Source organism: Cutibacterium sp. KBN10P07758, assembly GCF_050286205.1.
In the GTDB taxonomy this organism is placed as follows: domain Bacteria; phylum Actinomycetota; class Actinomycetes; order Propionibacteriales; family Propionibacteriaceae; genus Cutibacterium; species Cutibacterium acnes.
On sequence record NZ_JBNNQV010000001.1, the window covers coordinates 2,075,903 to 2,102,482 of the forward strand.

The 26,580-nt window shown below is 60.0% G+C and carries 25 protein-coding genes and 2 pseudogenes; 7 read left to right on the top strand and 20 right to left on the bottom strand.

The genetic code is table 11. The features are described 5' to 3' along the window. The first annotated feature begins 4 nt into the window (after nt 1–4). Nucleotides 5–940, top strand: a complete 936-nt coding sequence (locus ACOYO3_RS10245; protein ID WP_002518750.1) for an ABC transporter substrate-binding protein — start codon at nt 5–7, stop codon at nt 938–940. Between the two features lie 16 nt (nt 941–956). Here the strand turns inward: ACOYO3_RS10245 and ACOYO3_RS10250 are convergent, their stop codons facing one another. The 7 genes from ACOYO3_RS10250 to ACOYO3_RS10280 all read right to left on the bottom strand — a co-directional run bounded on the left by ACOYO3_RS10250 (nt 957) and on the right by ACOYO3_RS10280 (nt 9,347). Beyond that, nucleotides 957–2,141 carry a glycine C-acetyltransferase gene (locus tag ACOYO3_RS10250; RefSeq protein WP_002524701.1) on the bottom strand — a complete coding sequence of 395 codons (1,185 nt, stop codon included), beginning with the start codon at nt 2,139–2,141 and terminating at the stop codon, nt 957–959. Nucleotides 2,142–2,178: 37 nt separating this feature from the next. Further along, a complete protein-coding gene (gene tdh / locus ACOYO3_RS10255; RefSeq protein ID WP_002515111.1) occupies nt 2,179–3,216 on the bottom strand; it encodes an L-threonine 3-dehydrogenase in 1,038 nt (345 codons plus the stop codon). Nucleotides 3,217–3,569: 353 nt separating this feature from the next. Next, nucleotides 3,570–4,460: a carbohydrate ABC transporter permease gene (locus tag ACOYO3_RS10260; RefSeq protein WP_002524700.1), complete on the bottom strand. Its 891-nt coding sequence runs from the start codon at nt 4,458–4,460 to the stop codon at nt 3,570–3,572. Next, nucleotides 4,453–5,409 (bottom strand): carbohydrate ABC transporter permease, encoded by a 957-nt coding sequence (locus ACOYO3_RS10265; RefSeq protein ID WP_002515059.1) that lies wholly within the window; start codon nt 5,407–5,409, stop codon nt 4,453–4,455. The genes ACOYO3_RS10260 and ACOYO3_RS10265 overlap by 8 nt, the downstream gene beginning before the upstream one ends. Beyond that, on the bottom strand, nt 5,406–6,698 hold the full coding sequence (locus tag ACOYO3_RS10270; protein WP_002520024.1) for an ABC transporter substrate-binding protein: 1,293 nt from the start codon (nt 6,696–6,698) through the stop codon (nt 5,406–5,408). Before ACOYO3_RS10270 ends, ACOYO3_RS10265 begins: the two co-directional genes overlap by 4 nt. A 22-nt stretch (nt 6,699–6,720) precedes the next feature. Further along, complete coding sequence (locus tag ACOYO3_RS10275) at nt 6,721–9,081, bottom strand: ROK family protein (protein ID WP_427305879.1); 2,361 nt, start codon at nt 9,079–9,081, stop codon at nt 6,721–6,723. A 35-nt stretch (nt 9,082–9,116) separates the two neighbouring features. Beyond that, nucleotides 9,117–9,347 carry a hypothetical protein gene (locus tag ACOYO3_RS10280; protein ID WP_002515089.1) on the bottom strand — a complete coding sequence of 77 codons (231 nt, stop codon included), beginning with the start codon at nt 9,345–9,347 and terminating at the stop codon, nt 9,117–9,119. 24 nt (nt 9,348–9,371) lie between these two features. On the opposite strand from ACOYO3_RS10280, the gene ACOYO3_RS10285 reads away from it, so the two are divergent. Continuing rightward, entirely contained in the window at nt 9,372–10,808 is a 1,437-nt protein-coding gene (locus ACOYO3_RS10285) for an L-serine ammonia-lyase (protein WP_002515101.1), read from the top strand. 721 nt (nt 10,809–11,529) lie between these two features. Beyond that, nucleotides 11,530–12,630: an ABC transporter ATP-binding protein gene (locus ACOYO3_RS10290; RefSeq protein ID WP_002515080.1), complete on the top strand. Its 1,101-nt coding sequence runs from the start codon at nt 11,530–11,532 to the stop codon at nt 12,628–12,630. 65 nt (nt 12,631–12,695) lie between these two features. On the opposite strand, the gene ACOYO3_RS10295 is transcribed toward ACOYO3_RS10290, so the two are convergent. The 8 genes from ACOYO3_RS10295 to ACOYO3_RS10330 are packed head-to-tail and all read right to left on the bottom strand — an operon-like array spanning nt 12,696 to nt 16,586. After that, on the bottom strand, nt 12,696–13,049 hold the full coding sequence (locus ACOYO3_RS10295; RefSeq protein ID WP_002515092.1) for a hypothetical protein: 354 nt from the start codon (nt 13,047–13,049) through the stop codon (nt 12,696–12,698). After that, complete coding sequence (locus ACOYO3_RS10300) at nt 13,042–13,566, bottom strand: hypothetical protein (protein WP_002515097.1); 525 nt, start codon at nt 13,564–13,566, stop codon at nt 13,042–13,044. Before ACOYO3_RS10300 ends, ACOYO3_RS10295 begins: the two co-directional genes overlap by 8 nt. Continuing rightward, a complete protein-coding gene (locus ACOYO3_RS10305) occupies nt 13,557–14,132 on the bottom strand; it encodes an RNA polymerase sigma factor (RefSeq protein ID WP_002515077.1) in 576 nt (191 codons plus the stop codon). Before ACOYO3_RS10305 ends, ACOYO3_RS10300 begins: the two co-directional genes overlap by 10 nt. Before the next feature lie 56 nt (nt 14,133–14,188). Beyond that, a complete protein-coding gene (gene amaP / locus ACOYO3_RS10310; RefSeq protein ID WP_002515053.1) occupies nt 14,189–14,905 on the bottom strand; it encodes an alkaline shock response membrane anchor protein AmaP in 717 nt (238 codons plus the stop codon). Beyond that, nucleotides 14,902–15,456: a DUF6286 domain-containing protein gene (locus ACOYO3_RS10315; RefSeq protein WP_002515082.1), complete on the bottom strand. Its 555-nt coding sequence runs from the start codon at nt 15,454–15,456 to the stop codon at nt 14,902–14,904. Before ACOYO3_RS10315 ends, amaP begins: the two co-directional genes overlap by 4 nt. A 1-nt stretch (nt 15,457) precedes the next feature. Next, on the bottom strand, nt 15,458–15,871 hold the full coding sequence (locus ACOYO3_RS10320) for an Asp23/Gls24 family envelope stress response protein (protein ID WP_002515081.1): 414 nt from the start codon (nt 15,869–15,871) through the stop codon (nt 15,458–15,460). Beyond that, nucleotides 15,871–16,056 carry a DUF2273 domain-containing protein gene (locus tag ACOYO3_RS10325; protein ID WP_002515062.1) on the bottom strand — a complete coding sequence of 62 codons (186 nt, stop codon included), beginning with the start codon at nt 16,054–16,056 and terminating at the stop codon, nt 15,871–15,873. The genes ACOYO3_RS10320 and ACOYO3_RS10325 overlap by 1 nt, the downstream gene beginning before the upstream one ends. 11 nt (nt 16,057–16,067) lie before the next feature. Then, nucleotides 16,068–16,586 carry an Asp23/Gls24 family envelope stress response protein gene (locus ACOYO3_RS10330; RefSeq protein WP_002515072.1) on the bottom strand — a complete coding sequence of 173 codons (519 nt, stop codon included), beginning with the start codon at nt 16,584–16,586 and terminating at the stop codon, nt 16,068–16,070. 251 nt (nt 16,587–16,837) lie between these two features. On the opposite strand from ACOYO3_RS10330, the gene ACOYO3_RS10335 reads away from it, so the two are divergent. After that, complete coding sequence (locus tag ACOYO3_RS10335; protein ID WP_002517506.1) at nt 16,838–18,256, top strand: DUF4032 domain-containing protein; 1,419 nt, start codon at nt 16,838–16,840, stop codon at nt 18,254–18,256. A 10-nt stretch (nt 18,257–18,266) separates the two neighbouring features. On the opposite strand, the gene ACOYO3_RS10340 is transcribed toward ACOYO3_RS10335, so the two are convergent. Beyond that, nucleotides 18,267–18,485 (bottom strand): hypothetical protein, encoded by a 219-nt coding sequence (locus ACOYO3_RS10340; protein WP_002517304.1) that lies wholly within the window; start codon nt 18,483–18,485, stop codon nt 18,267–18,269. Nucleotides 18,486–18,533: 48 nt separating this feature from the next. Here ACOYO3_RS10340 and cysS point away from each other — a divergent pair, with 48 nt between their 5' ends. Together cysS and rlmB are read left to right on the top strand one after the other, a co-directional pair. Next, entirely contained in the window at nt 18,534–19,964 is a 1,431-nt protein-coding gene (cysS, locus tag ACOYO3_RS10345; protein ID WP_002550607.1) for a cysteine--tRNA ligase, read from the top strand. A gap of 13 nt (nt 19,965–19,977) precedes the next feature. Next, the gene (gene rlmB, locus ACOYO3_RS10350) at nt 19,978–20,934 is read left to right on the top strand and encodes a 23S rRNA (guanosine(2251)-2'-O)-methyltransferase RlmB (protein WP_002517352.1); all 957 of its coding nucleotides are present in this window, start codon (nt 19,978–19,980) and stop codon (nt 20,932–20,934) included. Between the two features lie 515 nt (nt 20,935–21,449). Here rlmB and ACOYO3_RS10355 read toward each other — a convergent pair. The 3 genes and pseudogenes from ACOYO3_RS10355 to ACOYO3_RS10365 all read right to left on the bottom strand — a co-directional run. Further along, on the bottom strand, nt 21,450–22,403 hold the full coding sequence (locus tag ACOYO3_RS10355; protein ID WP_002518743.1) for a DUF2264 domain-containing protein: 954 nt from the start codon (nt 22,401–22,403) through the stop codon (nt 21,450–21,452). Next, a pseudogene (locus ACOYO3_RS10360) lies at nt 22,400–23,003 on the bottom strand (DUF2264 domain-containing protein). Before ACOYO3_RS10360 ends, ACOYO3_RS10355 begins: the two are co-directional and overlap by 4 nt. Then, nucleotides 22,906–23,178 (bottom strand): annotated as a pseudogene (locus ACOYO3_RS10365) (DUF2264 domain-containing protein); the annotation flags it as partial. The pseudogenes ACOYO3_RS10365 and ACOYO3_RS10360, both read right to left, overlap by 98 nt. A gap of 203 nt (nt 23,179–23,381) precedes the next feature. On the opposite strand from ACOYO3_RS10365, the gene ACOYO3_RS10370 reads away from it, so the two are divergent. Next, nucleotides 23,382–25,862, top strand: coding sequence for a polysaccharide lyase 8 family protein (locus tag ACOYO3_RS10370; protein WP_002517162.1), 2,481 nt, complete (start codon nt 23,382–23,384; stop codon nt 25,860–25,862). Nucleotides 25,863–26,089: 227 nt separating this feature from the next. On the opposite strand, the gene ACOYO3_RS10375 is transcribed toward ACOYO3_RS10370, so the two are convergent. Then, complete coding sequence (locus ACOYO3_RS10375) at nt 26,090–26,278, bottom strand: NAD(P)-dependent oxidoreductase (protein ID WP_427305880.1); 189 nt, start codon at nt 26,276–26,278, stop codon at nt 26,090–26,092. Nucleotides 26,279–26,580: the final 302 nt, after the last annotated feature.

Sequence of the window (26,580 nt, forward strand, 5' to 3'; positions counted from 1 at the left end):
TCGAATGGAGCACCCGATGATCACAACGCCCATGACCCGCCGAACCCTGCTCGGAACAGCGTTGCTGACCGGTCTGGCAGCATGTTCCTCAAACGACCCCCTCAATTCGGATGGCTCGGGATCCGGTAGCGCAGACCTGATCGTCGGTTCGGCGAATTTTACCGAATCTGAGATCATCGCCGAGGTCTACGCTCAGAGTCTCGAGACGGTCGGGATCACGATCAAACGTCGCATGCAGATCGGTGCCCGAGACGTCTACGTCAAGGCCCTTCAAGACGGTTCGGTCAACCTCGTCCCGGAGTACTCAGGAAATCTGCTGCAGTTCTTCCAGGGGGCATCGTCCGCCTCCGACGAGAAGTCCGTCATGGCCTCCCTGCGCAAAGCCGTGCCCGCCGGTATGTCGGTGGGAGAACCCTCGGCAGCTCAGGATGCCGATTCCTGGTGCGTCACCACCGAATTCTCACACACCCACAAGGTGACTTCCCTCACCGATCTAGCCACGTTAGATTCCCTCAAAGTGGGCGGCAACCCCGAACTCAAAGAACGACCCTACGGCCCGAAGGGGTTGACGAAGGCGTACGGCGTACCATCCTCCATAGTCAAGTTCACCGCCCTATCAGATTCCTCGGGCCCGCTCACCGTTAAGGCACTGACCTCGGGGACGGTTGATCTCGTTGACCTCTACACAACGACCCCAGCGATTAAGGAACAGCACCTCGTCGTCCTCTCCGACCCCAGGCATCTCATCGTGCCGCAAAACGTCGTCCCACTTTTAAGTAAGAAGGTTGATGACAAGGCACGTGCCCAACTGGCCAGGGTGTCGAAAGCGCTGACCACCGACGATCTCATCGGGATGAACCAGCGCTTTCAGGGAGACGAAAAAGCATCCGCAGCCACCATCGCCAAGGATTGGTTAGCACAAAGGGGGCTGGCCTCATAATCGGCCAGCCAATGGTTTAGCCTATTTCCGCGCGTGCCTCCTCGAAGGCCTTAATAGCCTTGTCGAGCTGTTCCCGGGTGAGCCCGGCAGACATCTGGGTACGGATGCGAGCCTTCCCCTTAGGAACCACCGGGTAGCTGAAGGCGCGAACATAAATGCCCTTGGCGAGCATGGCGTCGGCCATCTTCGCGGCCTTGACCGCGTCACCCACCATGACGGGCACGATCGGGTGATCTGACTCGGGGATCTCGAAACCGCGACGAGTCATCTCGGAGCGGAAGTACTCGGTATTCTCGCGCAGTTTGGTGAGCAGGTCGCCGGAGGATTTGAGCAAGTCAAGGGTAGCAAGCGATGCTCCGGCGATCGATGGGGCAAGCGAGTTAGAAAACAGATAGGGCCGCGAATTCTGTCGCAGCATCTCGACGACTTCCCGATGGGAGCAGGTGTAGCCGCCTGAGGCACCGCCCAATGCCTTGCCAAGGGTGCCTGTAAGGACGTCAACGCGGTCGCGAACGCCCCACTGCTCGGGGGTCCCGGCGCCGTGTTCACCGACGAACCCGACAGCGTGGGAGTCGTCGACCATAACCATGGCACCATACTTTTCGGCGAGGTCACAGATCTGCGGCAGCGGGGCAACAAACCCGTCCATCGAGAAAACGCCGTCGGTGGCGATCATGATGTGCCTGCAGTCCTTCGCAGCCTGCAGCTGGGCCTCAAGATCGGCCATGTCCAGGTTACGGTAACGGAAGCGCTGGGCCTTGCACAACCGGACCCCATCGATGATCGAGGCATGGTTAAGCTCGTCGGAAATGATCGCGTCGTCAGGGCCGAGAAGGACCTCGAAAAGACCGCCGTTGGCGTCAAAGCAGGATGAGTAAAGAATGGTGTCCCAGTTGTCGGGGTCATCGGGGTGAAGGAATTCGGTGATGGCTCGCTCGAGCTTCTGGTGGAGGGTCTGGGTGCCACAAATAAACCGCACCGAGGCCATCCCAAATCCCCATTCATCGAGAGCCTTCTTGGCAGCCTCAATGAGCACCGGGGAATCAGCCAAACCGAGGTAATTATTCGCGCACAGGTTAATGACCTCGCGCCCATCATCGACGGTGATCTTGCCCGACTGGGGGCTGGTCAACGGGGCTTCAGCTTTATACAGCCCCTCCTCCTTAAGGGCTGCGATCTTGGCGCTGAGTTCGTCTTTCATAGGTCCGTACATAGTTGTCCTTCCTCTAAGTCGCTTATCAGTCGAGGCATTCCCAGTTCATGACAACCTTGCCGCCGTGGCCCGAGCCTGCGACGTCAAAGGCTTCCCGGAATTCCGTGATGGGGTATCGGTCGGTGATGATTCCGGAGATGTCCAGACCGGAACGGATGAGGGAGGCCATGGTGTACCACGTTTCGAAGATCTGACGCCCGGTCACTCCCTGAATTGTGATCATGTTAAAGATGATCTTGGAAAAGTCGAGGGTGATGTCAGTGCTCGGGGTTCCCAGCAACGCAATCCGTCCACCATGAGTCATATTGTCAATCATGGATGTTAAAGCTGTCCCCGACCCGGACATCTCCAGGCCGATGTCAAACCCCTCCTTCATGTCGAATCGGTCCCAGACCGTCTCCAAACCTTCGCGGGAAACATTGACGGCGTTCTTCAGGCCCAGTTGCTGAGCCAGCTCCAGCCTCTCGTCGGACAGGTCGGTAACGACGACATTGCGCGCCCCTTGGAACTGAGCGACCAGGGCCGCCATGATGCCGATCGGCCCAGCACCTGAAACGAGGACATCCTCGGCCAGGCAGGGGAACTGCAAGGCGGTGTGTACGGCATTGCCGAACGGGTCAAAGATCGCCGCGACGTCGGGGTCAAGGTCCGGGATGTGATGTACCCAGACGTTGCCAGCCGGCATGACGAAGTACTGGCAGTAGGCACCGTTGACCGCATATCCAATACCTTGGGTGTTGCGGCACAGGTGACGTTTGCCCGCTAGGCAGGCCCGGCAGCGTCCGCAGACATAGTGCCCCTCGCCGGAGACGAACTGTCCGACCTCCAGATCATTGACCTCCGAACCGAGTTCAACAATCTCACCGCAGAACTCGTGGCCGAGGACCAGCGGGGTGTGCACCGTCTTGGCGGCCCACCCGTCCCATTTATCGATGTGAACGTCGGTGCCACAGATTCCTGTCCGCATCACCTTGACGATGACGTCGTTGGGGCCAGCGACCGGGTCGGGGACCTCCACCAGCTCCAGACCCGGCTCCGGGCGGGTCTTGACCAAGGCCTTCATCGAGCCTCACTTTCCGGGGCAGCGCCCCACACTTCCTCGTGTTGACACCACTGTGCCACCATCGTCACAGCAGCACAGCGGTTATGATATCTCCCGTGAGCGTTTCCCGTAGCCGCAAACGGGGCATCGTTGAGATGTGCCAGACATTCGACGGACGGGTACGTCCTCACGCCAATTAGTCTGCAACTCCTCCATATCTCACGTGCAGAACGTTACGAAAAAGAGGCCTCGCCTGGGCACCGTCAGGACATGGCCATCCGTCGCCACATGAGCCACATCGGCTCGCTCGAACCACTTCCCCGGAAACGTCTTGGCAATGCCGGCAGAAGCCCCCGACAACCAGCGACCCGCGCTCAACCCTTGAGCCCCGAACTGGCGAGCCCCTCGATGACCTTGCGTTGCATCGAGAAGAAGAGGAGGAAGATCGGCGCCATGGCCATCACGGAGGCCGCCATCATGAGCGCGAACTCGCTCGAGTGCTGCCCTGCAAGGGTCGCGATGCCAACGCTCAACGGCATCGGCTCCTCCCGCGCCGTGACAATCAATGGCCACAGCAAGTCATTCCAGGACCACAACACGGTCGTGATCATGACCGCGAACAAGCCTGGTTTGACGACGGGCACCATGACTCGCCAAAACGTCTGCCACGGATTGCAGCCATCGAGCCTTGCGGCCTCCTCCAGCTCGGCCGGCAGGCTCATGAAGGACTGCCGCATGAGAAACACTCCGAAAGCCGAGAAGAAGCCAGGAAGGACGATGCCCCATGGCGTCTCCAACAATCCCAGTTCGCGAATGATCTCGTACTGGCCGATGAGATACGACTGCCCGGGCACCATGAGGATTGCAAGGACGAACCCGAAGAGAACCGACTTGCCACCGAACTTCATTCGCGCGAAGGCATATCCCCCCATCGAGCACAGAATCAGTTGGACGACGGTTCTCAACACCGTGATCGTCACCGACACCCCAAACTGTTTGAGGAAAGGAAGACGGGTAAACACCTCGGTGTAATTGTGGAACTGCCAGCGGTCGGGAATGAGCTTCGGCGGGACGGACTGGATCTCCATGTTCGTCGACAAGGACATGAGGATCTGGTACACGAATGGGAACACCATGAGCACTCCGCCGAGCAGCAGAAGGATGTGCACCCCGACGAAGCGCCGCTGCGAGACGGTGTCGCCCCGCTTGGCAAGGGCCGCCACCTCTACAGCGGAGAGTTCGGACCCCGTACTCACCTCAGACATAGTTCACCCATCTCTTCTGCCCCAGGAACTGGGCGAGAGTCACGATGGCGACGAGAGCAAAGATAACGATCGCCACGGCGGCACCGAGCCCCTGGTCATGGTTGACGAAGGCTTGTCGGTAAAACAGCGACACCAACGAGCGAGTCCTCGGCTCAGCCGGGTTCCCCGTTCCGATCATCGCGTACAGCGCGTCGAACAACTGGAACCCACCGATCGTCGTCATGATCGTCAGGAAGAAGATCGACGGGGACAGCAACGGCACCGTGACCATCCGGAACTGTCGCCAGGCAGAGGCACCGTCAATGGACGCGGCCTCGTACAGCTCCCGCGGGATCGACTTCAGCCCCGCAGACAGGATGATCACGTTGAACCCGATCGACGCCCACAACCCAAACAGGGCAACAGCGAACAACGCCCATCCAGGTGACACCAGCCAGTAGGGCGGATCGGAGACCCCCACGCTCCGAAGAATCTGGTTAAGCAGACCAAACTGACCGTTGTAGACGATCTTCCGCACCTGAGCGACGGCCATCGGCATGGCAAGGTACGGCATGAAGTAGAGGATCCGGTACAGCCCCTTGAACCTCAGGCCGGGCAGCTCGATCATGGCCGCTACAGCCACCGACAGTGGAATGCCGAGCAGGACGATGACCGTGTAGAGCAAGGTGTTGCCGATCGCTGACCTGAGGTCCGGACTAGCAAACAGTTCCCGATAGTTCTCGAATCCGACGAACTGTGGGTTCCCACCGAAAGCGTTCGTCTGCTTCAGCGACGCAACAACGTTCTCGAAAATCGGCCAGTAGTAGAACACTGCGATGCCGAGCATGAGCGGGCCGATGAACAGGGCCGGCCACGCTCCGACGCTGGTCGGGTCCTTCTTCTTGCGGTGTCCTGACCGGCTCGAGAGTGGGGCGACGGCGGTGTCGCCCCGCGTGCCGGGGTGAATCATCCCTTCTCCTTCGCCAGCGCATCATTCATGAACGTCGCGAGCTTCCTCGCCGTCTCCGGGACAGGCATCTCACCGGAGAATGCCGGGTTGACGTAGTCAGCCTCTTTATCAGCCCACACGCTGGTATTTCTGCTAACCGGGTACGTGACTGCGTACGTCGTGGCAGCGTCAACGAACATCTTGCAGTTCCACTGCGGGAACGCCTTGACCCAGGGATCCTGGGTCCCGTGGAAAGCCGGGATGGCGGTACCGTTCCGAGCTTCCGTCTCCTGTGCCTGCTTGGAGCCCATGTGGGCGACGAGGGCCAGTGCGGCGGCTTGGTTGGCCGACCTGGCTGAAACCACCCATCCCAGGCCGTGAATGACAGTGGCCTTCCTGTCTTTTTTGGGCAGGACAATAACGTCATAGTCGTTCTCGTGTCCCTTAAACTCCTCAGCAAGTTCCGAGGCGGTCCAGTCACCGGACCAGTACATCGCCGATTTCCCGCTCTTGAACATCTGAGAGGGTTTGGTGTCGGTGATGACCTTCGGGGACGCCACCGAACCGTCCTTGACCCAATCCGCCCAACACTGCAATCCCTCGATGCTCTTCGGATCGTCAAATCCTGACTTGTCATCCTTGATGACGAATCCACCAGCTTGGAAGATGGTGTTGTAGTACGTTCCTTGGCCATCACCGTTGATGGTCGTCGCACAGCCGTATATCCCCTTCGACTTGCCCCAGTCGGAGATCTTCTTCGCCTTGTCATGGAAGTCATCCCATGTCCAGTCAGCGGTCGGCAGTTCAACACCAGCATCCTTGAAGATTTTCTTGTTGTAAAAGACACCAATGGTGTCGAAGTCCTTGGGGACGCCGTAGTGCTTGCCGTCGTAGGTGTACAGCTTGACGAGGGCTTCGGGGTAGTCCGACCACTTGACACCGGCATCGGTGACCTTGTCGATCGGCGCCAGCATCCCGTTGCCGGCATAGAGCTGAATATTGGGACCGTTCATCCAGAAAACATCGGGCAATTCATTTCCCTGCGCCTGGGTGCGCAATTTCTTCCAGTAGTCCTCATATCCAGCCAGATTCGTGGTGACCTTGACATTCGGATATTTCTTGTTGAACGACTTGATATTCTCCTTAATGGTCCTGGTCTGGTTCTTGTCCCAGTAGGCGAGAACAAGTTCCGCCGAGGTGTCAGGGGCGATGCTGGCGGTCCCACTGCCAGCCTCCTTCTTGCTCGACGAGCAACCTGCGACAGCCAGAGTGGCGAGCGCCGCACCTGCGATGAATCCTCTTCGATCCATGATCGTCCTTCGGTCGTGGTCCTTACTTGACCTGGTTGTTGTTGAAGTACTCCACGAGTTCCGCATCCAGGGACGGCACCATCCTCGGCGTCGACCCGCTCCGCAGGGACTCGGTGGCTTCGATTCCTGCCGCGACCGCATACCAGGCTCCCAATGGGGACGTGTCGGTACGGGTTCCGTTGCGCACGAAGTTGAGGAACTCAGTGACGGTGAGCACGTCCGCGTCTCCGTGGCCATTGGCGTCCCCAATGATCGGGAAGGTCTCGTCCCCCTCGGCGTTGTAGTGGGTGCGCGTGTTCCACAGCCGAATGACGCCGCCTTCACCGTCACCGAAGTTCTCGATGCGCCCCTCGGTCCCGATGACGGTGTAGTTGCGCCAGTAGTCCGGCGTATAGTGGCACTGCTGGTAAGAGGCGTACACCCCCGATTCCATGCGCATGAGCACCATCGACAGGTCCTCGACGTCGATGACCGGGTTGAGCCCCTTCTGGGACAACGGCGGCCAGTTGTCCAACGAGTACCAGTCCCCCATGAGTTCATCGGAGTGGTCACAACGATCGGTAATCTGATCGTAGAGAGTCAGTCCCTCCATACCCACGACGTCAGTAGTGTGGGAGCCGGCGAACCAGTGCATGACATCGATGTCGTGGGCTGCTTTCTGCAACAGCAGCCCGGTGCCATGCTCGCGCGTAGCATGCCAATCCTTGAAGTAGAAGTCACCTCCGGCGCCAACGAAGTGACGGCACCAAATCGCCTTGACCTCACCGATCCGTCCAGTACGGATGAGGTCACGCATCGACCTCACGACGTTCATGTGGCGCATGTTGTGGCCGACGTACAGCTTCGTCCCGGTCCGATGGGCTGTCACCAGCACCTTGGTTGCCGACTCCAGGGTGATCGCCAATGGTTTCTCCAAGTAGACGGGGACACCGGCCTCCAATAAGGCGCAAGTCACCTCGACGTGGGTGTCGTCAGGGAAGGTGACGAAGGCGACGTCAATCCCTGCCCTGATGAGCCCCGCGACGTCGCTGGTGATGACGATGGAGTCGGGGTCCTTGCCGAGACGATCCGCCACCCGTCGGCGGGCCAGGTGGTGAGGCTCGCAGACGGCCACGATGGCACCGCCATTACCCTCCAGCTCGGCATTCAGGGCGAGTCGAGAACGCGCCCCTACTCCCACCACGCCTACTCTCAGGACCTCTATAGTTCGCTTGTCTCTTGTTGTCTCCATAACGCTGTGATGACCTTTCTCGACCTCTTGGTGGATTCGCTCGACACCCTGTAAAGCCACCGGGTGCGGTCGCTCGACACCAAGGAACGCCGCGGACGCATGACCTAGTGCGACGTCGACGGCTCCGACGACGGAGGCAGCACGGCCCAGGGCAGCGACCTCGGCCGGTACCGGGACGGAACCGGGTACCCGACGTTGATGCAGACGCGCAATGACCTGTCGAATGACGTCCAAAGATCGGCTGGTCGGCCCCGCTACGACAATGAGATCGGGATTCACCACCCCGGCCACCGACCCGATGGTCAAGGCGGCCCGATCGATCCACTCGTCGTCGGGGTGCTGCCCGTCCTCCAGACGCAGGTCGAGGACGTCGCTAATCTCGCCAGCATTCCACTGCCGACCACGGTGGATTCGCCCGCTTAGGACCAGACCGGTGTGCAGCCCTTTGGTCATCTGCACCAACAGCATGTCGCCGTCGGAACTGAGGCTCTGGCCACGCCGGCAGCAAAATTCGCCCCAGGCTGCCATGTTGATGTCGTTCTCGACGCTAACAGACACACCGAGCCGTTGCACCAACGCTGCAGCCAGATCAAGGCCCTCCCACTGGGGGACGAGATCGCTGCGCAGCACGGTGCCGTGACCGTCGACGACTCCGGTGGTGGACACCGCGACCTGTCGGAGCAGGCCGAACCCTTCCGACCAACGATCCCGCGCCTCCCCGATCACACCGGCAACAACATCGAGCCGCGCTTCACGACACCGGTCGACGAGTTGGTCGGTCCTGACCTCGAGAACTCTCCCGTGAAACGTGGACACCACAGTCAGCATCGAGTCGACCAGCACGTCAGCGCCGATGACGATCCCCGCACGGCTAGCCGGAGCCCACGCGGTCGCAGGCCGTCCAGGAGCACCGTGACCACCTACTTCACTGGAAACCCATCCATCCTCCTCCAGCTCACGCAGCAGCGAAATGATGGTAGGCCGCGACAGACTGGTGCGTTCGACCAGCTCAGCGGCAGTCAGAGCACCGTCAGCACGCAGTTCGCGCAGCACATCGTCCTTGCGCTGGCCCCGACCGGCCGGCCTCTCCTGTGAGGTCATCGTCAGCCACTCCTGTCCGGGCTTATCTCGTGCCCGCTCTCGGAGACTCATGGAAAACCGTTTCGAAAGCGTATTTCAAAAGGTGGTTACATATTGAACCCGGCAAGCACGCTCGTCAAGGTCTTCGAGCAAATCTGGTTGGCATCGCGCATCCGGGACGAGTGGTTATAGGTCGAGCAGGGCCGCCCCCGGCCGGTTAGCCGCCCCAGAAGATCATCGATGGTGCATAGGGCCCAGGGACAGGTTCGAGAGCCTTGGTCTATTCGGTTCGCGAACCATGCTTCACCGTGAACCGACACAACCTCTTTGGACAACATTCCAGCCCCGGGTTTGGCAGAATCATGTCTGTGGCAGTCAGCGTTTTCGATATCTTCAAGGTCGGCATCGGTCCGTCTAGTTCTCATACCGTCGGCCCCATGCGAGCCGCCCGGATTTTCGTGACTGATCTGGCTCAGTCACCGGTATGGCCTGAGGTCACCCGCGTGCGTGCGGAGCTCTTCGGCTCGTTGGGAGCGACCGGGCACGGACACGGGTCTGAGGCCGCCGTCTTGCTGGGTCTGGAAGGCGAAGATCCGGCCACCGTCGACACGGATCAGACTCCGGCTCGAGCCGCGTCTATCGCCAATGATGGCCGTATCACTCTGGATGCTGTCCATGGCGGTCGGGAGATTTCCTTTGACGTCACGACCGACCTTGTCCTTCACCGCAACCGGTCCCTCCCTTTTCATCCCAACGGCATGACGTTCACCGCCTGGTCTGGCCAGGAAGTCGTGGTCGAGCGCACTTTCTACTCCATCGGCGGCGGTTTTGTCGTTGAGCACGGAGAGGACGAGCACCCCGCCATCGTGCGCGACTCGGCACCGGTCCCTTACCCTTTCAAGACCGGCAAGGAACTTCTCGAGCAGTGCTCGGACTATCGGATGAGCATCCCCGAAGTCGCAATGGCCAATGAGATGACCCTCCGTGCAGAGGAGGAAATACGCGGCCAGCTCCTCGACATCTGGGCAGTCATGCACGCCTGCGTCGAGCGCGGCTGCTCGCGCGCCGGCGTTCTTCCGGGCGGTCTGCATGTGCGCCGCCGCGCCATGAAGATGCACCACGATCTTGTCACCCGGGAGCGGATCACCCCGGGCAAGCCGGAACCATTCGGCTCGGTTGACTGGCTAACAGTGTGGGCGTTGGCAGTCAATGAGGAGAACGCCGCGGGTGGACGTATTGTTACCGCCCCTACCAACGGCGCGGCCGGCATCATCCCGTCCTGCCTGCACTTTGCGGTGAAGTTCCTCTCCCCCGGTTCGGACATCGATTCGGGCACTCCTGGCGTCGACACCGGTGATGACGACCTCATCGTCAATTATCTGCTAGCGGCCGGCGCCGTCGGGGAGATCTACCAACAGTCCGCATCGATCTCTGGGGCCGAGGTCGGCTGCCAGGGCGAGGTCGGCGTGGCCTGCTCAATGGCTGCGGCTGGTCTAGCTCAGGTCATGGGCGGGACGCCGACCCAGGTCTGCAACGCCGCCGAGATTGGCCTAGAGCACCACCTCGGGCTCACCTGCGACCCCGTCGGGGGCCTAGTACAGATCCCGTGCATTGAACGCAACGCCCTTGGTGCTATCAAGGCCGTCACAGCTGCCCGCCTAGCCATGGCTGGGGACGGCTCCCAGATCGTCAGTCTGGATCAGGTCATGAAGACGATGATGGAGACCGGACGCGACATGAAGGTCAAATACAAGGAGACGGCGCGCGGTGGGTTGGCCGTGAATATCGTCGAGTGCTAGCAGCTCGGCGCATCGAGGGGCCGGGATTGGCGGTTCAACACGTTGTCCCCTGTTTTTTCACCGCTGATCTGACAATTGTCCATTGCATTTTTGGCAGGAACGGGCACCACAGTGGAATCCTCTGACAACCCTGGCACGGACGAGCCCACACCCTCTGGCCCCGAACGCCGCCCACACTTTCCACCATAAAAGGCGGGATAAACCGCGGGAGGATCAAGCAAAAATCCTAGGGAATCTATTACACAAATCCGTGGTTAATCACCCCACATACCGTCACTGCCGCAAGGGAGCGACCGGTGGTTAAAGAAACGGAAAAGCGAACCAAGCTGAACCAGCCTCGCATGGGAACAACCGACAAACTTTTTCTCGACCTTGACGGCGATTAAGCTGAACCAGCCTCGCATGGGAACAACCGTGAATCCACAGTCCAGTGGGCCGCGATGTAGAAGAACATGAGGGGTGGTCCTCTGCGCACGTCCCGGGACGACCATCCTGTGCCAGATTGCGGCAAGACCTCATTCATAGTTCCCCTCACGCGGAAAATTCGCCACTTGACAAGGAGAATCGCTGCATCTTCACCCCCCGGCCCACCTTTGTGGGTTGTGTCCATTATGATCAATTTTGGCTCCTCGAAACCTCGGAGGGACCCGGTGACATCCGTCACCGATTTTCCACAACGGATCGTCGGGCACGTACCTGCCCGTGGAAAGGAACAACGGTCATGGCAACCGTGCAATATAAGGAGGCGACTCGGGTTTATCCGGGCACCGATCGCGCAGCCGTCAGCAAGCTCGACCTCGACATTGGCGACGGGGAGTTCATGGTCCTCGTGGGACCGTCTGGCTGCGGTAAGTCGACCTCTCTGCGAATGCTAGCCGGCCTCGAAGAGGTCAATGCCGGCTCCATCTGGATCGGGGACCGCGATGTCACTGATCTTCCCCCGAAGGACCGTGACATCGCCATGGTCTTCCAGAACTACGCCCTGTACCCCCACATGACCGTGGCCGACAACATGGGCTTTGCCCTCAAGATGCAGAACGTGCCGAAGGCTGAACGCCAGCAGCGCGTCCTGGAAGCCGCCAAGCTTCTCGGCCTGGAGGACTTCCTTAACCGTAAGCCGAAGGCACTCTCCGGTGGTCAGCGTCAGCGCGTCGCCATGGGTCGTGCGATTGTTCGTAACCCACAGGTCTTCCTCATGGACGAGCCATTGTCGAACCTCGATGCCAAGCTGCGCGTCCAGACCCGTACCCAGATCGCCGCCCTGCAGCAACGCCTTGGCGTGACCACCGTCTACGTGACCCACGATCAGGTTGAGGCCATGACGATGGGCGACCGCGTTGCTGTTATGAGGGACGGCGTTCTACAACAGGTCGATTCTCCTCTCGCTCTTTACGACACTCCGAAGAACCTCTTCGTCGCTGGCTTCATCGGCTCCCCCGCTATGAACCTCATGGAAGGTGATGTCGTTGACGGCGGCGTCGAGCTCGGTGACTACGTTGTCCCGGTTTCTCGCGACGTCCTAGCTAAGGTCCCGAACGAGACCAAGCTCACCCTCGGTATCCGCCCGGAGGCATTCACCCTCGCCAGCGAGGGCATCGGACTCGACGTTGCTGTTGTCGAGGAGCTCGGAGCTGACGCCTACCTGTACGGCTCCCTCGTCGGATCCGGCAAGCAGGCCTCCATCGAGGATGGCGAGGCTCACCAGGTTGTCGCCCGTATTTCTTCGCGTCGTCCTCCGCAGCGTGGCGAGCAGGTACGTCTGGGCGTAGACCCTGCCTCTGTCCACGTCTTCAGCCAGGAGACCACCGAGCGCATCTCCTGACCCTCGATGAACGCCACGAGGCCCCCGGTATGACTGGGGGCCTCGTCGTGTTTCATGGGTTCAGATCACTCGTTATTGGGCTCAACTTTGGATACGACAATGTCTACCTTGCCTGGAGTGCGTCCCGACTGGGTAATGGCGGTAGAAACCCGGTGACGAAGGTCCTGTGTCAACTGCACGATAGGCACCGTCAGGTCGACAGTAACCTCCACCTTGACCTCGCTAAGCCCATCCTCCTCGCTGATCCGTATCGCTGAGCGGTCATCATTACCAATTCGACGCCACCACGGCTTCACGAGTCGCGTCACTCCCGGGGTGTTACGGACGGTAGTGACAATGATCCCCGCTAGGTCATCGATGATGTGTTCGCCCGTCAGCAGCGTTCCAGAGACGACGTCGTCGTTCTTAAGCTCAGACATGGATATCCTCCACGATGATGTCGATCGCTTCCGGACGGCCACCAAGCTCACGGGTCATCGCCGTCGAAATGCGGTGACGCACCCGCTCGGCACAATCAGGTATCCGCACCCCTCGCGCGACAGATAAATCAATGCGAAGTCTCAATGGGGTGTGGGGCACCGAGAACCGAATCCGATTAAGTCTCCCGTCCTCGCAGTCGGCAAGGCTGTTACGCACAATCGCGGCAAGCACGGTTTCTCGGACTTCCACTTGACCGCCGTCATCATCGAAAACACAGTGGCGCGGCGAGAGGTCAGCAGCGTATGACCTCCACACTGAGCTTAGCTTCAGTGGATCGACGACTACCTTGGTCTGCGCATCCTCAGCAACCGTGTCGTCACGCAGCTGATCAGCACGAAGAGCCTCAATGCGCACAGCTTGGCAAGCTGGGCACTCGGCCTCATGTTCTGTGAGAGGCTGTGTCGCTCCCTCCCAAACGCGGTTCATATCCGCGCCACAAGCGAGCTTCACCTCCATGACTCCATCTCCTTCGCAATGGTGGCCCTCGCCCGAGCTAAACGACCCCGGACGGTGGACAATGGTAATCCCTCAATATCGGCGATCTCGGCATATCCGAGACCGTCTATCTGGGCCATTACCCAAATACTTCTCTGGGTATCCGGTAACCCAGCAACACTCTTTCGCAGCGCCATCATTGCTGCGTCTCTGGCATGAGCCCTCGCTGGGTCCTGCCTGGAATCGATCTTTACCGCAACCTCCTCCGGAGACACCGGATCGGTAGCGCGCCTCCCTGCGGTCCGAATAACCTCCCGGCACCGGTTACGAGCGATGGTGTACATCCACGCCCTGAATCTGGACCGGTCGTCGAGGCCAGGCAATTTCTGCCAGGCAGTGAGCAAAACGTCCTGAACGACATCTTCGGCGTCTATCGTAGCCGGAAGGTTGTTACGGCAGAATCTCAAAAGCCGCCCGCCCCACGATTTGACGATGCGAGCATAAGCGCCGGCATCTCCGTCCTGAGCAGCGCGAATGTCTGCCAGGATGACCTCGTCGCCACCGTGACCATCGACTCTGCTGACCATGATTAGACGCTAGCAGCGGTCGAGGGCACTTCTGTGTCCTCGACCGCCAGCGCACCTTAGGCGAGCACCTTCCCCTCGCGAGTCCTCGGCTTGGCCCGGTCGGACTTTTCTTGAAGAAATGTCGATTTCGGCATCGGATTGGCAGGAAGACTGTCTCCCGAATCGTCAATGTTGGGCACTTCGGTCACACCGACGTGGCTCACGCCCATTCCAGTGACGTGTGCTCCGGTCCGCAGTTTCGTCCCAAACCGCACCAGCTTCGCGTCCAGGGTCGCCTCGACGTCGCGAGCCACTTCGGACTCCAACCGGTCGACGAGCTTTCGCACGTCGGCGCGGTCATCGATGTCGATCTGAACCATCATCTCGGGAGCCACACGGGCTCCAAAGAATCTCACGCTAGCGCTACTGACTCCGGGGAACTCCTCGATCTGCTCCTCAACGGCCCTTCCCAGAGCGTCTGTGGACAGCACTGTTGAGCCGTGGTCCGCCTCGTGGCTCATGCCGTAGGTGTGGGCCCGATTGCTCGACGAGAACTGACGAAGCAGCCAGACCAACCCAATCACCGCGACTAAGATCCCGACAATGAGCAGAGCCCATGATGCGTAGTCAGTTCGCCATGCCTTCGGCACGTCGACGATAGGGGCGTCGGGTTTGGGCTGCCGCCATCCCCACGACGAGACGACGTTGAACCGCACCAGCATGAACCACGCAACCACTACCAGACCGATGATCCCGACGACGGCGAGTCGTGTTCTATTTGCGCGGCCCTTCATCGCAACCTCACTTCCACCTTCAGGGGTTGTTCCAACCCCAGCGAATCAACGCGGGCAGCGATTCTCGTCGTGAGCTGCTCCCGCATCACCTCTGGGTCCTTGACGTCAGTCTCGGCGTGGACCTTGAGAGTTTTGCCACGACGTTTTACTACTGATGATGCGACGCCGTCCTCCTCGTCAAGCCAGCGAGACAGCCACCCTGTCAGGTCCGAGTTGTCCATGACGATCTCCCGATTGTCAGGAGCACCCTCGCTCGGTTGAAGAAACACCCCAGATGTCCGTCCCGGCTTGAAGGCCCATATCAGAAACAGCAGCGCGACGACACCGATAACAATGGCCACTGTCAGGGCAGTGTCGTTGAGCCATGACGCGGTGGTCATGTGACCACGCCCCCAGGCCACCCACTGCGGCAAGGATCCGTGCTGGAGTCGTTGGATAGCAGCGATGATGGCCACCACCCCGGCTGCCAGGAGCACGACAGCCAGGATCGTCACCGGAAGCGTCCGGGAGGGTCGACGAATGAGAGGAGGAGACACGTACTGCTTGCTCATCTCAGGTCAACTCCTTCATCGTCGGGGCTTTGCTGACGACCCGGCTCACCAGGATGTCAATCGTGCGAATATCCACTCCGGACATCTTCGGTACCTGCTCGGTCAATCGGGCTCGCAGATCATCACACTGAGCTTGAACGGGGGCGGGGTAGCCAATGGCAACCTCCACCTCAAGATCAGCCGTACGGCCGGTAAGGACCGCACTAACCTTCGGGCCTCGGTCGAAGTCGGCGCGCGAGCCTGATCCGAAGAAGGACGAGGTGGGAGCCCCGAAACCCTCGCTTTGAGCCGCCACGCGAGCAGCGACTTTCTCGACGACCGCTGTTGTGACCGTTAGGGTTCCACGACTAGCCTTCTCACGATTGTGGACCGCCAGCGAGGGCACCGAACGTACGCGTGTGGTGCCGGCGGACATCAACGGTTCCGTTGACTTGGTTTGCCGAAAATGTCGTGCACGTCGAGCTGACCGTCAATGATCCGGCCAATGATGAGACCGAGCAGCCCCAGCACCAGCACGACAATCGCCTGCCACACACCAACACAGACTGCAATCACACCCAACAGCAGTCCAACGAGTGCTCCGATGCGCGATGCATTCATAGTGTGGCCTTTCAGGAAAGTTCGGTGTTCTTGCGCTGGCCGGCAACCTGATCAGACTGGTCGTCGTCGTGATCGTCCTCACCCTGAATGTAGACATCGGTGACCTGGACATTCACTTCAACGACCTCAAGGCCGGTGCCGTACTCAACGGCGTCAATAATGGTTTCGCGGAGCTTATTGGCGACCTCAACAACTGAGTAGCCGTACTCAATAACCACGGACAGATCGATAGCGCACTGACGCTCGCCCTTTTCAACCTGGACGCCGTTCGACACGTTGGTAGTCGATCCGGGGATGCGATCGGTGATAGAGCTGAGCATCCGGCGACCAGTGGATCCCATGGCGTGCACACCGGGGACTTCACGGCAGGCAATACCGGCAATCTTCTGGACTACCTGCTCAGCGATGAGGGTGGAGCCGTGATCGGTGTGCAGCGGCGAGGGAGGCAGGGTCTCTTTGGTCGTTGTCTCTGGCAGGTTCTCGGTTTTCGTGGCATCGGATTTAGCGGAAGCGGTCTTGTTGTCAGTCATATCGGCTCATCTCCATTCGATGTGTGGGGACTTTCATATGTGTAGATGTCTAGGGGGAACATTCGTCACGGCGGATCCGAAAATTGGTCGAAAATTTCCGACGCCCTGGCTTAGCTACCTCCAGAAACACCCGATGACAGGAGGGACCATGACGATGTCCACCACCATGCAGGGACTGACGGTCCTCGAAGGTGGCGCCGCGACTGTCTGAATTCCCCCTCTGACTAGGTGGCACACCACCTAACCCGAGTGTGGGTGGCAAACTGTTCCTCGTGACCCGATTCCTCAGCGCGAAGCCCGACTCCCGCCTGCTTCCGTTGCCGTGGAGCACACCGTTGGCACAGTGGCCGCAGGAGCGGCTCGTCGCGCTGCCTCGGGGCATCTCTCGTCACGTGGTGCGGTTCATCACTGTCGACGACGATGTCTACGCCGCCAAGGAGGTCGTCGAGCACCTCGCAATTCACGAATACCGCTTGCTGCACGACCTCATGAGGCTCGATACCCCGTCGGTCGAGCCCATCGGCGTCATTACTGACCGCGTTGCGTCCAACGGTGAACCGCTGGAGCCGATCATCCTCACCCGCCACCTACGGTTCTCTTTGCCCTACAGGTCCCTTTTCCATTCTGGTGTGCGTCAAGGAACCGTCATGCGGCTCCTTGACGCCCTCGTCGTTCTTCTTGTGCGACTTCATCTGGTGGGCTTCTTATGGGGTGACATCTCGCTGTCGAACGTACTGTTCCGACGAGATGCCGAGGCCTTCGCGGCCTATCTAGTCGATGCCGAGACCGGTGAGCTGCACGATCACCTGACCACCGGCCAGCGGGAACACGACCTACAAATCGCCCGGACGAATCTCTATGGCGAGTTCCTCGACCTTGAAGAGGGCGACATGCTCGACGATGCCCTGGACCCCCTGGGCTTGGTCACGACTATCGAGGACCGCTATCACGACCTGTGGAATGAACTCACTGCGGCCGAGGAATTCGACGGAGGCGATTACTCCCAGGTCGAGTCGCGGGTACGTCGCCTCAATGCTCTTGGCTTCGACGTCGCCGAATTGGACATCCAAACCTCGCCGGACGGCCAGCGACTACGCATCCAGCCCAAGGTCGTTGACGCCGGGCACCACCAGCGTCGCTTGCTGCGCCTAACTGGCTTAGACACCGAAGAATTCCAGGCACGGCGTCTGCTCAACGATCTCGACACTTTCCGGGCGCGCAATGGGCTTCAGGGGGTTGACGAGGCAGTCGCGGCTCACCGCTGGCTCACCGAGTGTTTCGAGCCAGTCGTCCAGCAAATTCCGCCGGAACTGTCCCGGAAACGCGAGCTCGCGCAGTTTTACCACGAGGTCCTCGACTATCGGTGGTACGAGTCTCAGCGTCAGCAACGGGAAGTCCCCCACGTTGAAGCAGCCCAGGGCTACGTCCGTGACATTCTCGCCAAGTTGCCCGACGAGGCCATAAGCACAGAATCCGTAGTACCGGTGGACGGTTCACCGGCGCACAGCGGACATGAACTGGTCAACGTCTACGACCCGTCGCTCGGATACGTTGAGGACGAAGAGGAGGACGCTCCCTACGACCCGTGGGAGGCCCATGCCGAAGCTATCGACGTGGAGTCTGCGTCACGTCTCGACATCGACGCCTTACGAGCCCGAATGAAACGCTAGGACAGCCTGATCAATCTGAGGACTTCGGCGGCATCGCCACAGTGAAGGACCCCCACTGGGCGGGACTTGCGGCGACCGATGGGGAGGACTCGAGCTTCGTCTCCGGCTCCTCAACGCCCTTGTCGGGGCGCGATCCGGGGACAACCGGCTTGATGGATTCACCCATTGCGGCCTCCAAGGCCCGGGCTATGGGGCTGGACGACGGCTTGTGCTTGCGAATCTCGGCCATACCCTCATGGTAAGTGATGTGTCAGGGTACACCGGTAACCTAAGTCATGTGACGTTTAAGCTCTACAACACCGCTACCCATGGCATCGAGACCTTTAAGCCCCTTCGTGAGGGCCAGGTGTCGATTTACCACTGTGGAATGACGGTGCAGTCCAGTCCACATCTGGGCCATATCCGCAAGGAGGTCGTCTTCGACGTCCTGCGGCGCTGGTTGGAGTGTTCTGGCTACCGGGTGACCGTTGTCGCCAACGTCACCGATATCGACGACAAGATCCTCGCTAAGTCCGCTGCTGCCGGCACCCCGTGGTGGGCCCATGCGTACCACTACGAAAATGAGCTTCATGCGGCGTATAAAGCATTGGGATGCCGTCCGCCGACCTATGAGCCTCGAGCCACCGGTCACATCCCGGAGATGATCGAGTTGGTGAAGACCCTCATCGAAAAAGGTCACGCTTATCCTGCCCCCGATGGCTCCGGTGACGTCTACTTCGATGTTCGATCCTGGCCGCGCTACGGGGAATTGTCCGGGATGCGTGTCGACGAAATGAGCCCGGCCGAGGATTCAGACCCGCGTGGTAAACGCGACCCACGTGACTTTGCACTGTGGAAGGGCCATAAAGAGGACGAGCCCGAAACAGCGTCGTGGGTGTCTCCGTGGGGACGCGGTCGACCTGGGTGGCACCTGGAGTGCTCGGCGATGTCCGGGAAGTATTTGGGCGAGGCCTTCGATATTCACGGTGGCGGTATCGACTTGCGGTTCCCTCACCATGAAAACGAGTTGGCTCAGTCAGCAGCAGCTGGGCGTCCTTTCGCCCACTATTGGATGCACAACGCTTGGGTGACGATGTCTGGGGAGAAGATGAGCAAGTCCCTGGGTAATACCGCCCAAGTGTCTGAGGTCACCAAGACCTACAGCCCGCGAGCCGTCAGGTACTTCCTGCTGGCCCCGCATTATCGCTCCATGATCGAGTTCAGCCCCTCCGACGAGGGCACCAAGGGCTCCCTGGATGAGGCCACCAAAGCCATCGAGCGCATCGATTCCTTCCTGGACCGCGCCAGCAACCTCGTTGGCGAGCAGGTGACGGCTTCGCATGAATTGTCGGAGGCGTTCGTCATTGCGATGGACGATGACCTTGGTACTCCCCAGGCGGTGGCGGCCCTGTTCAGCCAAATCACCGAAGGTAATAAGTCCGTGTCGATCGGCGATGCTGAGGCCACCCGTCATCACCTGTCCCAGGTTAAAGCCATGCTCGCGGTATTCGGACTCGATCCTCAGGCCCCCGAGTGGGCCGACACCGCAACAGGCGACGCCCGTCTAGAACCGGTCGTTGACGGCTTGGTGCAGGCCATGCTGGACCAGCGTGCCGAGGCTCGCGCCCGCAAAGACTGGACCACGGCTGACGCCATCCGCGACACCCTGACAAACCTTGGATTGACGATCGAAGACACCCCCACCGGCGCCCATTGGTCGCTGAGCTGACAAGGAGACTGACATGGCAGGAAATTCCCAGCGCCGCGGCGGGGGGCACAAGAGCAAGAGTTCCGCTGTCGGCTCCGGTGGGCGAGGCCGCAAAGCACTCAAAGGCCGAGGCCCCACTCCCAAGGCAGAAGACCGCGTTTACCACAAGGCGTACAAGGCCAAGCAGGAGAAATTAGCCCGCGCTGCAGCCCGCAAACCGGCGAATAGACAGTCGACGGGGGCGGGCCCGGAGTGGGTTATCGGTCGTAATCCTGTGCTCGAGGCCCTACATGCTGGTCTTCCAGTACGCACTGCTTACGTTGCCGAGGGAGCTGAGCATGACTCTCGGCTGAGGGCGATTCTCACCTTCTGCGCTGATCATGGCATCGCGTTGATGCAGGCCACTCGCGGCGAACTCGACCGCATGACAGGTGGGTCTAACCATCAGGGAGTGGCCTTGCGCCTGCCTGAATACGAGTACGCCACCGTCGGTGACCTCATCGCAGCCGGTACCCAGACCTACCGCGGTGGGCTCGTGGTGGCCCTCGATAAGGTCACCGATCCGCGTAATCTGGGAGCGATTATCCGCTCTGCTGCGGCCTTTGGCGCCCAGGGTGTGCTCATCCCGTCGAGGCGGTCAGCATCGATGACGGCTGCGGCGTGGAAGACTTCAGCCGGGGCCGCGGCGCGCATCCCGGTGGCGATGGCAACGAACCTCAACCAGGCTCTCGGCAAGTTCGCTGCGGCTGGCTGGATGATCGTCGGGCTAGCTGGCGAGGCCGACTCGGACTTCGCTTCAGCTCCTGGATTCGACGGCCCCCTGGTGATTGTTGTCGGTTCAGAGGGAGACGGTCTGGCCCGACTTACCCGTCAGTCGTGCGACGTGCTGGCGTCGATCCCCATCAGCAGCGACGTTGAATCCCTCAATGCTTCAGTCGCAGCGTCCATTGCGCTGTATGAGGCGGCAAGGATGCGGGGAGCGAAATTGTGACATCCGAGTGAGAGCCGCAGCTCTGTGGACTATGGGGTAGGTTCGCATTCGCGAATTCGTCTGCGCGAGCCATGAGAGTTCCAAAGGGGGAATGATCCTCAGATACTTAGGCCGGCCATGGCGTAGGCAATAGTAATCGCGCCGGGCTATTCAATGACACCGATTTCGACTAGAGCTCCAGCCTTGGCCGGGACCAACGGCCATCGTCACCGCGTTACCTTGCACGACACGCCAGACAGTGAAACGGAGCGCATGGAGCATCGCCGCATCCGGAAATGCCGCCGCGGTGAGCACGATCCAAGATCGTCAGGTACAACTCCAAATCCCACGTTTACGTGTCGCACGAAACTCGTCATGGTCAGCTCCGTTTCTCTGGCCAGCTGCACGGCGTGGACTATACTCTGTATCCAGCCTTAAGACCATCTAACCAACCAACTACGCATCGCGATTCTCAACGGTGAAAGTACTCGGATTTCAGCACGACTGTAGGTTGCCCGCGGAAAGACACCACTACGTCACCGCCGTTTACATTCACCTGTGGGCGAGGCTCGCATTGGTCTAACCCGACCAATGCGATATAAGGCCCCTCCCCCCGCAAGCGAAGTCTTCAAGGTCTCAACGGTCGTTAGCTTCGACAGACCAGTAACCCGATGACCCGCCAAACGCTCACGATGGCTCCAGGACGTGACCGGCTCAAGGTAGGACTCCGGTCCATCGCAAGGATCAGTCGGCCATCCCGCCATCAAGACCACCCCCGAACACAATGCTCCCTCCACCCATACGCAACGCACCTCGACACCACGGTGACAAGCATGGGCGCACACAATCTTCGGTCCGATCTCCACAATGCCGCGAGCACCATAACCGGCCCCTTCATCAACGTCATCGTGAACCCAGTGAGCCAGCCACGACGACTGACCGACGACCACCTCACCAATATATTCGCACCGCTCAACCCTCTGGTCAGAACGGGCAGAAACCTGCCCTTGTCCGTCCCTGAGCCCTACTACATTGGCTACCGACCGGAGCTTCCACTCCCCCGCCTGAGGAGGTGCCGTGGCGGTCGAGAATCCTAGGGACGTGTATAGCGGGGCCTCACCAACGAGTTCTCCCTCGTCCTGCCCATCGGTACCGATGTTGAGAACCCTCACGATCCCGTCCTGACAAGTTTCGCTGACCATCCATCCGGGAACAGCGATGATGCGATAAATATCACTCGCCTCGACCGGAATGGGCTCCTCGGGCTCGGTCCACACCGGGTGATCTGGCGGTAACGCCAGTCCCAACATTCCCTTTGCCGCCCAGTAGGGGGATCCCACTCCGGAATAAGATTGGGCCATCGGTCGGAACTCGTGAAACCATACCATTGTGAGGATGTCAGCGCTGGTGACCCCGTGATCGAGGAAATGGCGCACTGTCCCCGAGCAGATTCGCCTGGTCAATCCCGGCGATAGGGGCGAAACCTTCATGAATACCCCTGCCCATAGGGGCGCGCACGTGCACCACCGATATATGAGACTACGCCTTGGATAAGCGGGGCAACTCCCCGACTGCCTCCCACGTCGGCCCCGACGAGGTAAGGGGCGCCCTCGAGATAGCGTGCCAGCCGGGGCCCATGGATGTCCGCAAATTTCCTGGCCACGTCCCAGTCCGGGGCCAGGAGGGTCCACAGTGCGGGCAACGTCTCCATCGCCCATCCGACATAGCGATCGAAGCATCGTCTCGGTCCGTCGCTTATCCATCCGTCGCGGCGATACCACTGTTCATGACGGGCGCGGTGCCGTCGAACTAGATCCTCATCCCACTCCGCGCAGGAAAGTCTCGACGATAATCTGGAACCAGATCCAATTGTTGTCGGGAATCTGAGGACTTCGTACGTCCTGAAACCATTCGACCGGCTGTTCCAGCGTCTGCGGGGGACAAGTGTTCCCAAATCCAAGGTTTGGCGAAGTGAAGCAACAAAGCAAGTGAACATGCCTCGACCACTGCCTGCCGATGCTCAGACCGGCGTAACCAACGCTCGCTGGATTTGGGATCGACGCCGTTGGCCCACCACGACGCCAGCTCATGAAGGGCTTTCCCCTGCTCCCCCACGAATCGTGCCCCCGCCAACGGTCCGACCCGGGCGAATCCCTCCAGTCCGTCGACGTCGGTTCCCAACCCCCCAGGTGCACCCGGCATAACAATCCGTGCATGTCCCAGGGTCGCCTGCGCGATCGCGGCATCCAGGAGTCGATCAGCCAGTTTGCACCAGTACTCGCGTTCCTAAACTCGTTTCGATCATGCGAGCGCTCCCCAACGGTCATCTTCGAACCACTGTTAGATAAAGTTGCAAAATGCCTGTATCGTCAAATCGACACTATCGGTAACCGCTTTCCCGTAATCTGCTAGGAACCCATACCCATCCGCGTGGCACCGTTGTCACACTTGCTCTAGGAGCGCGATTAATGTTCGACATCCCGTATCAAGTCCCTTCGCGACGGACCTTCCTATCCTTGTCCGCACTATCAGCCATCGCGATTGCCGCTTCCCCTGAGATGCCCGATGCCTTCGCCTCACCAGATCCCGATATTTGGTCGGCACTGTGCGAAAAATGGACCGACATCATCACTGGACGCAACGCGGCCAAAACCGCTGATCCACGAGCTCGTGCGATCATCGCTAAGACCGACAAAAGGGTGGCCACAATCCTCACCGACCTCGCATCTAGCAGCAGTAGGACCACTGTCCTACTCTCCGCAAACCTGCAGAAGGAAGAATCCTCCTTCATTACCACAACCGCCCGTGCCATTAGTTCCATCGCGTGCGCCTGGGCCACTCCTGGTTCCGCTTACCATGCCGAACCTCATGTCCTCTCTGCCTGCATCGACGCTCTGAAGGACTTCTGTCGTCTTCGCTACCACCCCTCACAGGACGAGTACGGCAACTGGTGGGACTGGGAGGATGGCGCATCCCGTGCCATCGGCGATGTCATGTGTATCCTGCACGACGCCCTGCCCACAGACGTCATGGCTGCAGCAGCAGCCGGCATCGACCACTTCGTCCCCGATCCTTGGTATCAGCAACCAGAATCGGTGAAACCGACCGCCCATCCCACACAACCGGTCATCTCGACCGGAGCGAACCGAATGGACCTCACCCGGGCTGTGATATGTCGCTCAATTGCCACTGGCGACGAGTCCAAGCTCCGCCATGCGGTCCAGGGGCTCCCCGATTCTTGGCGCACGGTCGCCGAAGGCGACGGCTTTCGTGCCGACGGCGGCTTCATCCAGCACTCTCACGTCCCTTACACCGGCTCCTACGGCGACGTATTGCTGAGCGGCTTGGCAATGCTGCTCCCATTGGTGGCGGGGACACGCTTCGACATCACCGACTCGGCACAAGCAAATCTCCTCTCACAAGTGGAGCGCGGCATCGTGCCCGTGATGTATGGCGGCCAGATCCTCGACTGTGTGCGCGGCCGCTCCATCTCGCGCATCGATGAACCCGCAGCCATGCACGGCATGTCCATCGCACGATCCATGTTGCTCATGGCCAATGCCATCCCCGCTCACCGTGCCGAACTGTGGCGGGGAACCGTACACGGATGGATGACCCGCAACACCTTCGACCACCTGAGTGAACCTGCCTCGCTGAGGGATATCGATCTCTTCGACACCGCCGCCAATGTCCGACCGATACCAGAATCGTCCACTCCAACCTATTTTGCCTCTATCGACCGGCTGGTGCACCGAACACCAAATTGGCTCATCGCCGTCTCTAACTGCTCGAACCGCATCTCGTGGTACGAGTATGGCAACTCGGAAAATGAGTGGGCGTCAAGGACCAGCCAAGGAATGCGCTATCTTATGTTGCCTGAGGACATGGGCCAGTACGAGGACGGGTTCTGGGCTACCGTCGACTACTCCGCACCGACGGGCACGACCGTGGACTCCACTCCGTTGAAACGCGCCGTCGGTACCGCGTGGGCAGAGAGAACCCCCGACAATGAATGGTCCGGTGGGCTGGCGTCAGGAGAGTGGTCTGCCGCCGCCTCACAAATCACCTCTCAGGACTCCACCTTGAAAGCCCGGCGGCTGTGGGTGGGGCTCAAAGATGCCTTGTTGGAGCTGACGACCGATGTCTCCACCGACGCTTCCAAGGCCACCACAGTGGTCGAACACCGCAAGGTCGGTAAGACACCGCCGGAACTGCTAGTCGACGGCATTACCATCACATCGAAGACGTCTTTCGACAACCCCCACTGGGCACACCTGCGCGGAGTCGGTGGATACGTCTTCGCCACTGACGTCGATCTCACCGCTCAGTTGGAGAAAAGGAAAGGCTCATGGATCGACGTCAACCCGGCACGCACGGTCAAGGGCTTCAACGAAGCCATTGAGCGCAACTACGCCTCTCTCCACGTCACCCACCACAATCGTCCGGTGGCCTGGGCCGTGTTGCCCACCGCCAGCCGATCCCAAACGATGGCGCTGGCTCAGCGACCTGTCGACAATCTGTTCATCGTGCTATCGAACGACCGTATGGTGCAGGCTGTACGCTCAACCGGCTGCTTGCTCACAAAAGACCCCACTGTGGTTACCACCTATGCCTTCTGGAAGCCCGCCACATGTGCCGGGATGACGGCGGACGCACCCGCCATAATACAGACGCAGGCCCAGGGAAGCCGGGTCGAGGTCATCATGTCCGAACCCACCCAGAAGAGGCCCTCACTCACCGTCGCCATCGAGGGCGTTTGGACAGTTGAGAACTCCAGCGACCGCATCAGCGTCAGCCGAAGTGACAAGACCACGACGTTACGCATCAACACCGCAGACCTAGGCGGCCAGTCCATCAGAGTCACACTGTCCCCTGCGCTGCCCAAACCGACAAAGCCAAGCCTCCGTGCCTCGTCCTACCCCCTCGGGCTGCCGCACACTAGCTCCTGAGCAATAAAAGTAGGCCCCTGGTCGGTCAAGCTCGCCCTGCGGTACTGATCGACCAGGATTTCCCCGACCACCTTGCTACCTACGATGTAGCGGGCCAAGTCGTTACGGCCCCGTCACCAAGACGACGAAGCTCCTTGCCGACAGAACCGGCCGCGTATGGAGTGAGCATAATGTTGGGTAACGTCCACAACGGCGAATCGGGAACGTTGGCCTCAGGATCTGTGACATCACATGATGGCATTGATTCTGTCACGCTGGAGCTCGGCGATGAGAGCATCTTGGCCACAGATGGCGCCCCGCGCGGTATTAATGAAGGCGGCCCCATCTTCCATGGTAGCAAAGTCTTCGGCTCCCAGCATGTGGTAGGTCCGCGTGGTCGACGCCGAGTGCAAAGAGACTACGTCGCAGGTACGCATGATGTCCTCGATGTTTGCGGCAGTGACGCCGAGTTACGGGCCTGTGCCTTGTTGAGATGGTGGGAGGACACCTTAATGTCATCGTGCAAGGGGGCCAGCATGTCAATGACCCAACGCGAAATTCGCGACACCCAATGAGTCGATCTGCGCACCATACAGCCCGACTTCCGTGAAGTTCCCCAAAACGTCTCCTCCTTGGCTCGGTTCTCTATGTACCGACGCCGTGATGGGAAGACCCCTTCTGGCAGCCAGGATGATCATAGCTAAAGAGCATTCAGCAACGGGTTCGGCATTGAGCTGGA